Source organism: Georgenia sp. G2120 (genome assembly GCF_055326485.1).
This window is the reverse complement of record NZ_JBUZNL010000006.1, coordinates 198,358-211,543: the sequence shown is the minus strand read 5'-3', so window position 1 is coordinate 211,543 and position 13,186 is coordinate 198,358. Positions and strand designations below refer to the sequence as shown.

General features: G+C 74.1%; 14 protein-coding genes. 7 read left to right on the top strand and 7 right to left on the bottom strand.

Annotated elements, in window-relative coordinates:
- Positions 1-29: 29 nt before the first annotated feature.
- On the bottom strand, positions 30-2,024 hold the full coding sequence (locus ACZLMO_RS09150) for a serine/threonine-protein kinase (protein WP_425715081.1): 1,995 nt from the start codon (positions 2,022-2,024) through the stop codon (positions 30-32).
- Positions 2,025-2,278: 254 nt separating this feature from the next.
- Between ACZLMO_RS09150 and ACZLMO_RS09145 the strand changes: the two genes are divergently transcribed.
- From ACZLMO_RS09145 to ACZLMO_RS09115, 7 genes are all read left to right on the top strand, one after another.
- Positions 2,279-3,301 (top strand): metal ABC transporter substrate-binding protein, encoded by a 1,023-nt coding sequence (locus ACZLMO_RS09145; RefSeq protein ID WP_463653547.1) that lies wholly within the window; start codon positions 2,279-2,281, stop codon positions 3,299-3,301.
- Complete coding sequence (locus ACZLMO_RS09140) at positions 3,294-4,112, top strand: metal ABC transporter ATP-binding protein (RefSeq protein ID WP_463653546.1); 819 nt, start codon at positions 3,294-3,296, stop codon at positions 4,110-4,112. Before ACZLMO_RS09145 ends, ACZLMO_RS09140 begins: the two co-directional genes overlap by 8 nt.
- Positions 4,112-5,050 (top strand): metal ABC transporter permease, encoded by a 939-nt coding sequence (locus tag ACZLMO_RS09135; protein WP_425715084.1) that lies wholly within the window; start codon positions 4,112-4,114, stop codon positions 5,048-5,050. Before ACZLMO_RS09140 ends, ACZLMO_RS09135 begins: the two co-directional genes overlap by 1 nt.
- A 179-nt stretch (positions 5,051-5,229) precedes the next feature.
- A complete protein-coding gene (locus ACZLMO_RS09130) occupies positions 5,230-5,871 on the top strand; it encodes a DedA family protein (protein WP_463653545.1) in 642 nt (213 codons plus the stop codon).
- Between the two features lie 130 nt (positions 5,872-6,001).
- On the top strand, positions 6,002-6,355 hold the full coding sequence (locus tag ACZLMO_RS09125; protein WP_463653557.1) for an ArsR/SmtB family transcription factor: 354 nt from the start codon (positions 6,002-6,004) through the stop codon (positions 6,353-6,355).
- Entirely contained in the window at positions 6,352-6,846 is a 495-nt protein-coding gene (locus ACZLMO_RS09120) for an SRPBCC family protein (RefSeq protein ID WP_463653544.1), read from the top strand. Before ACZLMO_RS09125 ends, ACZLMO_RS09120 begins: the two co-directional genes overlap by 4 nt.
- Complete coding sequence (locus ACZLMO_RS09115; RefSeq protein ID WP_425715088.1) at positions 6,843-7,427, top strand: TIGR03086 family metal-binding protein; 585 nt, start codon at positions 6,843-6,845, stop codon at positions 7,425-7,427. Before ACZLMO_RS09120 ends, ACZLMO_RS09115 begins: the two co-directional genes overlap by 4 nt.
- Before the next feature lie 92 nt (positions 7,428-7,519).
- Here ACZLMO_RS09115 and ACZLMO_RS09110 read toward each other — a convergent pair whose 3' ends face one another.
- The 6 genes from ACZLMO_RS09110 to ACZLMO_RS09085 form a co-directional block, all read right to left on the bottom strand.
- Positions 7,520-7,681, bottom strand: a complete 162-nt coding sequence (locus ACZLMO_RS09110) for a hypothetical protein (protein ID WP_425715089.1) — start codon at positions 7,679-7,681, stop codon at positions 7,520-7,522.
- Between the two features lie 237 nt (positions 7,682-7,918).
- On the bottom strand, positions 7,919-8,926 hold the full coding sequence (locus tag ACZLMO_RS09105; protein WP_463653543.1) for a siderophore-interacting protein: 1,008 nt from the start codon (positions 8,924-8,926) through the stop codon (positions 7,919-7,921).
- Entirely contained in the window at positions 8,923-9,738 is an 816-nt protein-coding gene (locus ACZLMO_RS09100; protein ID WP_425715091.1) for an ABC transporter ATP-binding protein, read from the bottom strand. Before ACZLMO_RS09100 ends, ACZLMO_RS09105 begins: the two co-directional genes overlap by 4 nt.
- Positions 9,735-10,835 carry a FecCD family ABC transporter permease gene (locus ACZLMO_RS09095; protein WP_463653556.1) on the bottom strand — a complete coding sequence of 367 codons (1,101 nt, stop codon included), beginning with the start codon at positions 10,833-10,835 and terminating at the stop codon, positions 9,735-9,737. The genes ACZLMO_RS09100 and ACZLMO_RS09095 overlap by 4 nt, the downstream gene beginning before the upstream one ends.
- Positions 10,836-10,840: 5 nt before the next feature.
- Entirely contained in the window at positions 10,841-11,920 is a 1,080-nt protein-coding gene (locus ACZLMO_RS09090; RefSeq protein ID WP_425715093.1) for a FecCD family ABC transporter permease, read from the bottom strand.
- Positions 11,917-13,101: an iron-siderophore ABC transporter substrate-binding protein gene (locus ACZLMO_RS09085; protein WP_463653542.1), complete on the bottom strand. Its 1,185-nt coding sequence runs from the start codon at positions 13,099-13,101 to the stop codon at positions 11,917-11,919. The genes ACZLMO_RS09090 and ACZLMO_RS09085 overlap by 4 nt, the downstream gene beginning before the upstream one ends.
- Positions 13,102-13,186 lie beyond the last annotated feature (85 nt).

The following is a 13,186-nucleotide window of genomic DNA, read 5'->3' as shown; positions in this document are numbered from 1 at the left end:
CCTGCGACAGGGTACCGATCCGCGGCGCGTCAGCCGTCCTGGTAGCGCTCGGGGAGCTCGCCGGGCGCGGCGAGCACACGCCCGTCACCGATGGCGAAGCCGGCAGTGGCATTGTCGCCGCCGCTCGTCAGCGACCAGCGGACCACGATCTCGTCGACCCCCTCGACGTCGAGCGTGAGCGCCCGGGGCTCGTCGAGCGTGACGGACCCGCTCCACAGGATCTCGCCGTCGCCCGTGACCTCGACGGCGACCGTGTACGAGTCGTAGGTCGTCTGATGCGCCTCGTCGTCGAAGGTGGCGGGCATCCGGCCGATCTCTGCGCGGAACACCCGGAACCCGGAGTCCAGGTCCCACCCCCAGGCGCCCTCCGGCACGCTCGGCTCGGAGGTGTATCCGCGCAGGAAGGCCTCCTCGCCGAGGTCGACGGCCTCCTGGACGGGTTCGGAGAGGTCATCGCCGGTGAGGGGCTCGAGGTCCGCGAGGTCGCGGCGCTCACTCTCCCGCGCGATCGTCACCTCGACCTCGCCGTCGACGGGCTCGTCGGTCCGCGGCGACTGACCCATCACCGTGCCGATCTCGTGACTGTCGGCGAGGCCGTCCACGGCGACGACGTCGACGCCGCCCATCTCCTCCTCCGCCTCCTCGAGCGTCATGCCCCACAGGTTCGGCATGACCGTCACCTCGGGCTCGGTGTCGCGCGTGAACCAGAGGACGCCGGCCACGACGAGGGCGAGCACGGCGACGGCGGAGACGAGGACGAGCGGGAGGGTGCGGCCGCGCCTGCGACGCGCGTCGTACCCGTCGTCGACGACCTCGCCGTGCACGCGCAGCGGCGCTCCCCTGCCGGGCGCCCCGGCGGAGACGACCGGGCCCCCGACGGCCGGGACGAGCCCGGTCCGGTCGCGTCGCACGGTCGGCTCGGCGTCGTCGGGCGCGTGCTCACCCGCGGTCCCCGACGACGAGGAGCCGGCGGAGGCCGTTCCTACGGACGAGGACGACGACGAGCCTGCCGCCCGGGAACCGGCCGAGCTGTCGTCGGCGGGCCTGGACCCGGCGGCCGGCGAGCTGCCCGACGGGCGTCCGCCCTCGCTCGAACCGTCCGCCGTCACGCCCAGCGCCGTCGGACCGTCGGCGAGAGCCGGGCGCCGGGCGGGTGTCCCCACCGGCGGGTGGACGAGCCTCGGTCGGGCCGGCAGGTCGGCGAGCACGGTCGCGAGCGCGTCGAGCTCGTCGGCGAGCGCCGCGGCCTCGGGGCGCGCCTCGGGCTCCTTGTCGAGGCAGCGCTGGACCACGTCCCACAGCTCGTCCGGGAGGCCGTCGGGCCGGCCCGGCAGGAGCTCGGTCTGGCGGCGCATGACGCCGTAGGTCCCGCCGTCACCGGTGAAGGGGGTGACGCCGGTGAGCATCCGGTACACGAGGATCCCGAACGAGTAGATGTCGCTCGCGGGGGTGGGCAGCCGCTCGAGGACGATCTCCGGGGCCATGTACAGCGGGGTGCCGACCACCATCGTCGCGCTCGTCGCCTCGGTGATCTCGCCGTGCGTCACGCGCGCGACGCCGAAGTCCGTCACCTTCGGCACCGCCCCGTCGTCGGTGCGGTCGAGCAGGATGTTCGCGGGCTTGACGTCGCGGTGGACGACGCCGCCGGCGTGGATCGCGGCCAGCCCGCGGGCCACCCCCGCGCCGTACGCGGCGGCGTCGCCGGGCGCGAGGGTCCCACGCCGGTCGACCTCCTGGCGCAGGTCACCGCCCTCGACGAGCTCCATGACGATCGCCAGCGTGCTGCCCTCGACCACGAGGTCGATCACCTGCACCACGTTGGGGTGGACGACGTTCGTCAGGAGCGCCCGCTCCTGGATGAACCGGCGGACGATCTCCAGGTCTTCGGCCACCTCCGAGCGCAGGCGCTTGATCGCGACCACCTGGCCGTCGTCGTTGCGGTGCCCGCGCCAGACGGACCCGACGGCGCCCCGGCCGATCTCGCGATCGAGCGTGTACCGGCTGCCGAGCGGCCGACCTGACATGACTCCTCTTCCCCCTGCTCGCCGGCACGGTCGCGCAGGCGCACCACCAGAACAGGGTACTGACCACCGGCGGTCCTGCAGGGTGGGGCCCACGCGCACCACCCGGGTCGCCGTGACCCGTGGCCCGTGGCTCGTGGCCGGCGGACGGTGCCCGACCCGGGTCGTGCCCGCGACGGGCGGGTGCGTCGCACGTCATACCGCCGACGACTCCCTCGTGTTGACAACCGTTCTCACACCTCTTGAGAATGACTTTCATGCCCCGCCGCCCCCTCGCGCTCGCTGCGCCTGCCGCCGCACTCCTGCTCGCCGGCTGCGGCTCGGGTTCCGGGGACGACCCGGACGCCGAGGTCACCGTCGGCACCGCCGTCTATGCGTTCGAGTGGCTGACCGAGGAGCTCGGCGGCGACCGGGTCGCGGTGACCAACGTGACGCCGCCCGGAGCCGACGCCCACTCGCTCGAGCTCGCCCCCGCCCAGGTCGTCGACCTCGAGCAGTCGGACCTCGTCGTCCACCTGCCGGAGTACCAGTCCGCGATGGACGACGCCGTGGCGCAGCTCGGCGGCACGTCCGTCCTCGACGCCTCGACCCCCACCCGGCCGCTCGCCCCCGAGGAGCTCCTCGCCGAGGGCGCCGGCGCCGACGAGGACCACGAGCACGACGACGAGGACTCCGCCTCGGACGACCACGAGCACGACGACGACACGCACGAGGACGCGGCCCCCGAGACGGGTGGCGAGGACGCGCACGCCGGCCACGACCACGGCGCGCTCGACCCGCACGTGTGGCTCGACCCCGAGCGGATGATCGCCCTGGCCGAGGAGATCACCACGTCCCTCAGCGAGATCGACCCGGACGGCGCGGAGACCTACGCCGCCAACCTCGAGACGGTCGTGACCGACCTCGAGGACCTGGGCGGTCGGATCGGGTCGGAGCTCGCCGGCTGCGAGGTGTCGACCGTCGTCGTCGGGCACGAGGCGTACGGCTACCTGCTCGCACCGCACGGCTTCGAGGAGACCGGGCTCGCGGGGCTCGACGGCGGCACCGAGGTGAGCCCGGCGCGCATCGCCGAGCTGACGGCGCTCGTCGAGGACACCGGCGTGAGCACGCTCTACCGCGACGCGAACGCGCCCGACGACGCGGTCCGCGCGGTCGCCGAGCAGACCTCGACCGAGGTCGCGGTGCTCGACCCGCTCGAGATCGCCCCCGCCGAGGGTGACTACCGTGACGCCATGCAGGCGAACATCGACGCCCTCGCCACCGGGCAGCGCTGTGGCTGAGCCCGCCCCCGCCCCCAGCCCCCTCGAGGTCGACGACGTCCGGGTGAGCATCGACGGCCAACCGATCCTGCGCGGCGTCTCCCTCACCGTCCGGCCCGGCGAACGGGTCGCCCTCATGGGGCCCAACGGGTCGGGCAAGTCCACGCTCGTGCGCGCCGTCGTCGGCGTGCGCCCGCCGACCTCGGGCATCGTGCGGCTGCACGGCGCAGACCTCGCTGGGCCGCGCCGGCTCGTCCCCTGGCGCCGGCTCGGCTACATGCCGCAGCGGGCGTCCGCGGCGGCGGGCGTCCCGGCCACGGCGCTCGAGGTGGTCGCCGCGGGCGACCTCGCGGGCTGGCGCTGGCGGCCCCGCCGCGGCGTGGCGGACCGGGCCCGCACGGCGCTCGACCGGGTCGGCCTCGCGGACCGTGCGGCCGACCCCGTGCACATCCTGTCCGGGGGCCAGCAGCAGCGCGTCCTCCTCGCCCGCGCCCTCGTGCGCGACCCCGACCTGCTCGTCCTCGACGAGCCCCTGTCAGCGATGGACACCGCGTCGCAGCGGGCGACCACCGACCTGCTCGCCGAGTTCACCGCGGGCGGCGGCGCCGTCGTCGTCGTCCTCCACGAGCCCGGGCCGCTCGGCCCCCTCCTCGACCGCGCCGTCGTGCTGCGCCACGGCCGGGTCGTCCACGACGGGGCGCCGCCCGCGCCCGCGGCCGGCCACGACCATCCCGACCATCACCACGACCACGCGCACGGCGACACCGACGACGCACGGCCCGGCGTCCTCGACGTCGGCGCCCCGCTCCCCGACCCCTCGGGGGTGCGCTGATGGACCTGCTCACCACGCTCCAGGAGATGCTGGCCAGCCCCCTCATGCGCCGCGCGCTGCTGGTGGCGGTGCTCGTCGGGATCGCGGCCCCGGTCATGGGCACCTACCTCGTCCAGCGGCGGCTCGCCCTGCTCGGGGACGGCATCGGGCACGTCGCGCTGACCGGCGTCGCGCTCGGCTGGCTCGTCGGCTCGGCGCTCGGCGTCATGCCGGTGGACCGGTTCGCGGTGCCGGGAGCCGTCGTGGCGTCCGTGGTCGGCGCCCTGCTCATCGAGCTCGTCCGGGCGCGTGGCCGCACCTCGGGCGACGTCGCGCTCGCCATGCTCTTCTACGGCGGCATCGCGGGTGGCGTCCTCATCATCACGATCTCGGGCGGCTCGAGCTCGACGCTCACGGGCTACCTGTTCGGGTCGATCGCCACCGTCAGCTCGCTCGACATGTGGCTCGCCCTCGCGCTCGCCGTGGTCGTCATCGGGGTCGGGGTCGGGCTGCGGCCCGCCCTCTTCGCCCTGTGCCACGACGAGGAGCTCGCCCGCGCCTCCGGCCTGCCCACCTGGCTCCTGTCCGCGACCGTCTCGGTCATGGCGGCGCTGACGGTGTCGGTGTCGATGCGGGTCGTCGGCGTCCTGCTCGTGTCGGCGCTCATGATCGTCCCCGTCGCGGCGGCCCAGCAGCTCACCCGGTCCTTCCGGGGAACGATGCGGCTCGCGATGGCGATCGGCCTCGTGGTCACCGTCCTCGGCCTCGTCGTCACCTACGTCAACCCCTGGTCCCCCGGGGCCACGATCGTCGTCATCGCGATCGGGGCCTACGCCGCGGCGGCAGTCGTCCGGCCGGTCCTCGAGGCGTCGCGCCGCCGGCGGTCCGCACCCGTCGACCCCCACCCCGAGCACGACGACGACGTCACCGTCACCGCGCCGCCCAGCTCCGCCGGCTGACGCCGCTGTCGCGCCGCACGCACGACACCGCGCCGATCACCTCCGTTCGCTGACGCCACGGTCTCTCCGCCGATCGGCGCCCCGCGCGCCCCGACCGCCCGCGCACCCGCGCCGGGGCGGCGCGGTGGATCTCCTCACGTCGCGGCCCGCCCGCCACCCCGGGGGGTGACAATGCGGGCGTGCCCGACTTCCTCGCCGGATGGCCCTTCTGGGTCGTCTTCGTCGTCCTCTACCTCGGGGCGACCGCGCGCGGGCAGATGATCTACTGGCTCGGCCGGTGGGCGACCCACCTGACGGTCACCCGCACCCACCCGACAGGAGGCTGGCAGGCGAGGGCGCATGGCTGGCTCTCGGGCGAGGGCCCGCAGCGCGGGGTCGACGCCCTGCGCCGATGGGGCCTGGTCATGGTGCCGATCGGCTACCTCACCGTCGGGTTCCAGTCGATGATCCAGGCCGGTGCCGGCATCCTGCGCATCGCCTGGTGGAAGTACTCGATCGCCCAGGTCCCCGGGGCCCTCGCGTGGGCGGCGATCTACTCGACGATCGGGTTCGCGGTCTGGGGTGCGCTCATCGCGGCGTTCGCCGGATCGCCGCTCGGGCTCCTCGTCATCGCCGCGCTCCTCGTCGTCGGGTTCACGACGTTCGCCCTGCACCGCCGGGCGCGCCGGCGCTCGGCCGACGCCACCCCGGCCGACACCCTCCCGGCCGACGGCGACTCCACGGCGGCCACCACCCCGGCCGACGCCCTCCCGGCTGACGCCACGCCGGCCGTCGACGACTCCGCGGCGGCCACCACCGCGGACCGCGGCACCACGACCTGACACGCTCGCCCTACGTATTCAACCAAGGGGTTGACCACGCCGCGCCCGTCCCCTACCTTCATAGTCAACCGAGAGGTTGAACAACAGGGATGCAGAGGATGACACCGTGCAGGACGACTCCCTCGATCAGATGTTCGCAGCACTCGCCGACCGGACCAGGCGCGACATCGTCGCCCGGCTCGCCGAGGGTGACGCGACGCTGACCGAGCTCGCCGAGGGCTACCCGTTCTCGGTGCAGGCGGTCGCCAAGCACATCGCGGTGCTCGAGCGCGCCGGTGTGGTCACCCGCACCAGGGACGCCCAGCGCCGACCGATCCACCTCGAGGCGGAGGTTCTCGCCGGCATGACGACGTGGATCGAGCTGTACCGGGCGCGGGCCGAGGACCGGTTCCGCCGCCTCGACGCCGTCCTCGACTCGATGGACGACGACGCCGCCACCGACATCACCGCCAGCAGCACCTCACCGAAGGAGCAGAGACCATGAGCGCGACCACCCAGCACCCCGAGACCACCATCCAGGCCGACCCCGCACTGCCGACGATCACGATCGTCCGCGAGTTCGACCACCCCGTGTCGAAGGTGTTCCACGCCTACACCGATCGCGACCTGTTCGCGCGGTGGATCGGCCCGAGGGAGCTCCCCACCGAGATCGAGGAGTGGGACTGCACGACCGGCGGAAAGTACCGGTACGTCAGCCGGGCCGACGGCGAGGAGTACCGCTTCTACGGCTCGTTCCACGAGGTCCGGCCCGACGAGCGGATCGTCCAGACGTTCACGTTCACCGGTTTTCCGGACGGCGTGTCCCTCGAGACGGGCACGTTCGAGCACCTCGGCGACGGCCGCACCCGGCTCACGCTGCACTCGGTCGTCGACACGATGGAGGCACGCGACGCGATGCTCGCGAGCGGCATGGAGACCGGCGTCGTCGAGGGCTTCGAGAAGCTCGACGACCTCCTCGAGGCGGGCGCGGCATGAGGCCCGACGCCCCACCGGCCGACTTCCACCGCGAGGTCGCCGGCACCTTCACCGCAGTGGTCGACGGCGTCGCACCGCAGGCGTGGGACGCGCCGTCGCCGGTGGCGGGCTGGACGGCCCGCGACGTCGTCGGGCACCTGACCACGTGGTTCCCCGCGATGCTCGCGGGCTCCGGCGGGCCGGACCTCCCGCCGGGGCCGTCGGCGGACGACGACCCCGCGGGCGCCTGGAACCACCAGCGGGACGCCGTCCAGGCGCTCCTCGACGACCCGGCGTCCGCCGACCTGTCCCTGTCGAACCCGAACGTCGGGGAGGTCCCGCTCCCGCAGGCGATCAGCCAGTTCTACGTGGGCGACGTCTTCATGCACACGTGGGACCTCGCGCGAGCGACCGGTCAGGAGCCGGGTCTCGATCCCGAGCTGGCCGAGGCGATGCTCGACGGCATGGCGCCGATGGAGGACGTCCTGCGCTCGAGCGGCCAGTACGGGCCGGCGGTGCCGGTGCCCGAGGACGCCTCGGCGCAGGACCGGCTCGTCGGGTTCATCGGGCGCGACCCGGGCTGGGAGCCGCCGGCGCGTTGACGTCGATCGCCCGGGCCGCCCCGGGTCTCGTCCCGACACCTCCGACGTGGGGCGTGGGACGAGACCCGGCGCCTCGTTCGCGGGTACGGCGCTCAGCTGATCGTGAGGAGCTTGAGGGTCCCGAACAGGTTGCCCGCCACCATGGCGTCGAGCAGCGGACCGACATCGGCGGAGGCCGCTGCTCCCCACCCGCCGTTCTCGAGCGCCGCACCGCGCTCGTGCACGCGTCCGGACCACGGGATCTCGTGGTCCATGAGCACCAGCAGGTTGCCGGCCGACAGCAGCGCGGCCAGCGCTCGACCAGGCGGTCGACGGTCGGCGACCGCATGACGTGCCCGGCCTGGAGCAGGAGGGCATGGAGCCCACCTCGCCGGGTGCCGACCACGTCGGAGGCCACCCGCAGCAGGGGGTCCTCCGGCGGGACCTTCCCCGTGGGGTGCACCTTTCCCGTGCCGGACGGCAGCACCGGTCCTACCGCCCGGCCGCGCCGGTCAGCTGCCCTCGGACCGCCCGCGGCGCCAGTAGCCCATGAACGCCACCGAGCGGCGGTCGAGCCCCTTGTCACGCACGAGGAAGCGGCGCAGACCGGTGATGACGCTCGCCTCCCCCGCCAGCCACGCGTAGTCGGGTCCCTCGACGTCGGCGGGGACGTCCCAGAGGATCCCCTCCGGGTCCGGGGTCGGGGCGGAGGGTGCGTCGTCGCCCGGGCCGGTCTGCGGCGCAGGTCCGGTGCCCGCGCGCGTCGCGCCGTCGGCCACCGGTCCGCCCGCCGGGAAACGCTCGTCACCCCACGCGCGGACGGCGGCATCGAGCGCGGCCCCGTGCTCGCGCTCGCCGCGCACGAGCCAGTGGACGGTCATGCCGTCGGGCGCCGCGAGCTCGACCACGTCCTCCGCGGTCGGCACCTCGACGAACACCTCTCCGGAGAAGCTCGCGTCCAGGGTCTCGACGACGCCGCAGATCGCCGGGAGAGCCGTCTCGTCGCCGGCGAGAAGTACACGGCGCGCCCGGCCCGGATGCCACGCGATGCCGCCGTTCTCCGACTCGCTGCGCGCGTCCGGGCCGATGACGACGAGCTCGTCGCCGACCTGCGCCGCGCTCGCCCACGCGGACGCCGGACCCTCGGTGCCGTGCAGGACGAAGTCGATGTCGATCTCGCTCGACCCGGGTCGCACCGCCCGCAGCGTGTAGGTCCGCATCGGGTTGCGCTCGGCGTCGGGCAGCTCGCGCCAGCGGCGGTACCACTCGGCCATCGTGGGACGCGGCTCGTCGAAGAGCCCGACGTCGGGCAGGGTCCCGTCGGCCCGGGGCAGGTACAGCTTGATCCGCTGGTCGAGGCACAACGGACCGGCATGCTCGAGCTCGTCGCCCGTCAGGGTGATGCGGGTGAGGTGGGGCGTGAGCGGCTCGACGGCGCGCACCCGCGTACGGAAGGCGCGCGAGGGCGGGTAGGTCACGGCGCCGGCCCGCGCGGGGGTGATCGTGGCGGTCGGGGTCATGAGGCCACCTCCATGGGTCGGGCGTGGTGCCGGCCGATGGGCACCATGAGCGGGCTCCCGGTCACCGGGTCGGCCACGATCGTCGAGCCGATCCCGAAGACCGCCTCGACGCACGCCGAGGTGAGCACCTCGGTCGGCCTCCCCGCGGCGTGCACCGTCCCGCCCGCGACGGCCACGAGATGGTCGGCGTAGCGGGCGGCCAGGTTGAGGTCGTGCAGCACCATGACGATCGTCGTGCCGCGTTCGATGTTGAGGTCGGTGAGCAGATCGAGGACCTCGACCTGGTGGGAGACGTCGAGGAACGTCGTCGGCTCGTCGAGCAGGAGCACGTCCGTCTCCTGGGCGAGCACCATGGCGATCCAGGCGCGCTGCCGCTGCCCGCCGGAGAGCTCGTCGACCGGCCGGTCCGCGAGGTCAGTCGTCCCGGTGGCCTCGAGGGCGCGCGCGACGGCGACGTCGTCGGCCTCGCTCCAGCGCGCGAGCATGCCCTGGTGCGGGTGCCGGCCGCGCCCCACGAGGTCCGCGACGGTGATCCCCTCCGGGGCGAGGGGCGTCTGCGGGAGCAGGCCGAGGACCTGGGCCAGCTTGCGGGCGTGGATGCGGTGGACGTCCTTCCCGTCGAGGACCACGCGCCCCTTCGCGGGCGCGAGCAGGCGAGACATCGCGCGGAGCAGCGTCGACTTCCCGCAGGCGTTGGCACCGACGATCGCCGTGATCCGCCCCGGCGGGACGGCGAGGCTGAGGTCCTCGATCACCCGGCGGTCGCGGTACCCGACCCACACGTTCTCGGCGGTCAGCGTTCGGTCGGTCACAGTGAGCCTCCGGCCCGGTCGGTGCGTGCGATGAGGTAGACGAGGTAGGGGGCCCCGAGGACGCCCGTGATGACGCCGGCGGGGAACCTGGTGCCGAACGCGTACTGCCCGGCGAGGTCGGCGGCGAGCACGAGGACGGCGCCCACGAGCGCCGCGGGGACGAGCAGGGACCGCCCGGGGCCCACCACGCGCGCGGCGATCGGCCCGGAGAGGAAGGCGACGAACGCGATCGGGCCGGCGGCCGCGGTCGCGAACGCGATGAGGCCGACCGCCGCCACGACGAGCGTGAGGCGCGTGCGCTCGACCCGGACGCCGAGTGCGCGGGCGGCGTCGTCGCCGAGCTGCATGGCGGACAGGTCGCGGCCGCGCGACAGCAGGACGGGACCGAGGACGGCGAGGGCGATCGCGGCGGGGACGACGGCCCCCCACGTCGTGCCGTTGAGGCTGCCGACGAGCCAGCGCATGGCCTCCTGCAGGTCCCACTGGGCGGCGCCGTCGAGCAGGTAGCTCGTCACCGAGTCCAGCATCGCCGCGATCCCGATGCCGATGAGCACGAGCCGCGTGCCGGCGACCCCGCCCCGGTAGGACAGCGCGTAGATGAGTACCGCGACACCGAGCCCGGCGATCACGGCGACCGCGGAGACCTGCCCGCCGTCGAGGTCGAGCACGATGATGGCGAAGGCGGCTGCCGCGCTCGCGCCCGCGCTGATCCCGATGATGTCCGGGCTCGCGAGCGGGTTGCGGAGCATCGTCTGGAAGGTGACGCCCCCGAGGCCGAGGCACAGGCCGGCGACGAAGGCGAGGGTCGCCCGCGGCAGGCGCAGCCGACCGACGGTGAAGCTCGCCCCCTCGACCTGCTCGCCCGTGACGACGGCCCACACGTCGGCGGGCGGGTAGAACGTGCGTCCGACCATGAGGGAGGCGCACCACAGCGCGACGACGACGCCGAGCAGGACGAGCGCCACCGTGAGGCCCCGACGCGTCCGGCGCCGGCGCGCCCGGGCGAGGGCGTCCGCCGCGCGGGGGCGCCCCGTGACGGTCCGTCCGGCGTCGTCGGGGCGTGTCGACGAGGCAGTCGTCCGCGCTCGCTCGGTCACCGCGCTCACAGCTCGCGGACCTTCGTGCGGCGGACGATGGCGATGAAGACCGGGGCGCCGACGACGGCGGTGATGATGCCGACGTCGATCTCGCCGGGGCGTGCCACGACTCGGCCGAGGACGTCGGCTCCGACGAGCAGCCCCGCGCCGGCGAGCGCGGAGAAGGGCATGAGCCACCGGTGGTCGGTCCCGACGAGGAGCCGGCACAGGTGCGGGACGACGAGGCCGACGAACCCGATCGGTCCGGCGACCGCCGTCGCGGCACCGGTCAGGACGACCGCCCCGGCGGCCGCGACGAGCCGAGCGACCCCGACGCGCACGCCGAGGCCGGCGGCCACGTCGTCACCGAGGGCGAGCGAGTTGAGGCTGCGCGCGGAGGCCAGGCAGACGAGGAGCCCGACGACGAGGAACGGCAGTACCTGGCCGGTGGCCTCGTGGGTCGCGCCGCCGACCCCGCCGACCTGCCAGGAGCGGATGCTGCCGGCGATGTCGCCGCGCGGGAGGGCGACCGCGGTGATGAAGGAGGCGAGCGCGGCCGAGGTGGCGGCTCCCGCGAGGGCAAGGGTGAGCGGCGTGGCACCCCCGCGGCCGACCGAGGCGATGACGTAGACGAACACGGCGGCGAGGCCCGCCCCGAGGATCGCGGTCCAGATCATGCCGGTCCGGGTCCACAGGCCGAACCAGGCCATCCCGACGACGACCGCGAGCGAGGCGCCCATCGTCACGCCGAGGATCCCTGGGTCGGCGAGCGGGTTGCGGGTGACGCCCTGCATGGCGGCGCCGGCCACGCCGAGCGCGGCCCCGACGAGCAGGGCGAGGAAGGTCCGGGGCACGCGGGTGTAGACGACCGCCTCACCGACCGAGTCGGTGGAGCCCGTGAGTCCTGCGAGGATCTCCTGGACGGAGACCGCGCGCGAGCCGATCGCCACCGAGGCCATCGTCAGTGCGGCGACCGCGGCGAGCAGCACGAGGAGCCAGAACAGACGTGCCCGGGCCGGACGTCGGAGGATGGCGACGTCCGGCCCGGGTCCGGAGGGCGTGGACGGCGCCCTCCCGACCTCCTCGCGTTCCGGGGCCTGGGTCACTGCGACCCGGCTGCTGCCTCGGCGAGGAGGTCGACATAGTCCTCGAGGACCCAGGAGATGGACAGCGGCGTGGGGTTCGCCGCCGTACCCATCGGGCCGGACCCGTCGAGGAAGACGATGGCGCCGGACTCGACGGCCGGCATCTGGGAGAGGAGGGGGTCCGCCTCGAGCGTGTCGACGAGCTCCTGGTCGCCGTAAGTGACGATGAGCTCGACGTCGTCGAACATGTCGACCTGCTCGGCACTCACGGAGCCGGAGAACTCGCCGCTGGCGGAGGCCTCCTCGACCGCGGCCGGCGTGGCGAGGCCGAGGTCCTCGAAGAACGCGGCGCGGGTGTCGTTGGCGGTGTAGAAGTTGACGGTGCTGAGGTCGGCGACGTCGACGTGGGTCATGAACATCGTCGACACGCCCTCGAGCTCGGGGTGCGCCTCGACGGTGGCGTCGATCTCGCCCTCGAGCTCGGCGACGAGCTCCTCGCCCTCCTCGACCAGGCCGAGGCCGGCGGCGTTGTAGCTGATCGTGTCCCGCCAGGAGGTCCCCCAGGCCGTCTCCGGGTAGGCGACGACGGGCGCGATCTCGCTGAGCGTGTCGTAGTCCTCCTGCGTGAGGCCGGAGTACGCGGCGAGGATGACGTCGGGCTGGGTGTCGGCGACGGCCTCGAAGTCGATGCCGTCGGTCTCGTCGAACAGGACGGGCTGCTCGCCGCCGAGCGCCTCGAGTTCCTCCTCGACCCAGGGCAGCATGCCGTTGCCGTCGTCGTCGCCGAAGTCTGCGGATGCCATGCCGACGGGCACGACACCGAGGGCGAGCGGGACCTCGTGGTTCGCCCAGTTGACGGTCGCGACCCTCTCGGGGACCTCCTCGATGACGGTGGTCCCGAAGGCGTGCTCGATCTCGATCGGGAGCTCGGCCCCGGAGATCCCGGCCGCGCCGGCGTCCGCGGACCCGTCACCCGCATCGCCCGACGACGACTCGTCCGCCGATCCCGCCGACCCGGACTCCGAGTCGGACTCCGAGGCGCTCTCGTCACCCGCGCCGTCGTCGTCGAAGCGCTCGTCCGTCGTCTCCTCGACCGCGGCGTCGTCCCCCTCGTCGGCGGAGTCGTCGGAGCCGCCGCAGGCGGCGAGCGTCAGCGCCACGGCGGAGGCGGCGGCGATGACGTGGAGTCGGGGGTGGCGCACGGGGGACCAGCTCTCGTTCGGGGGCGGCCACCTCGTCTCACGACGCCGTGACCACCAATTACGCTACGTTTGCGTGTCGAAAAGT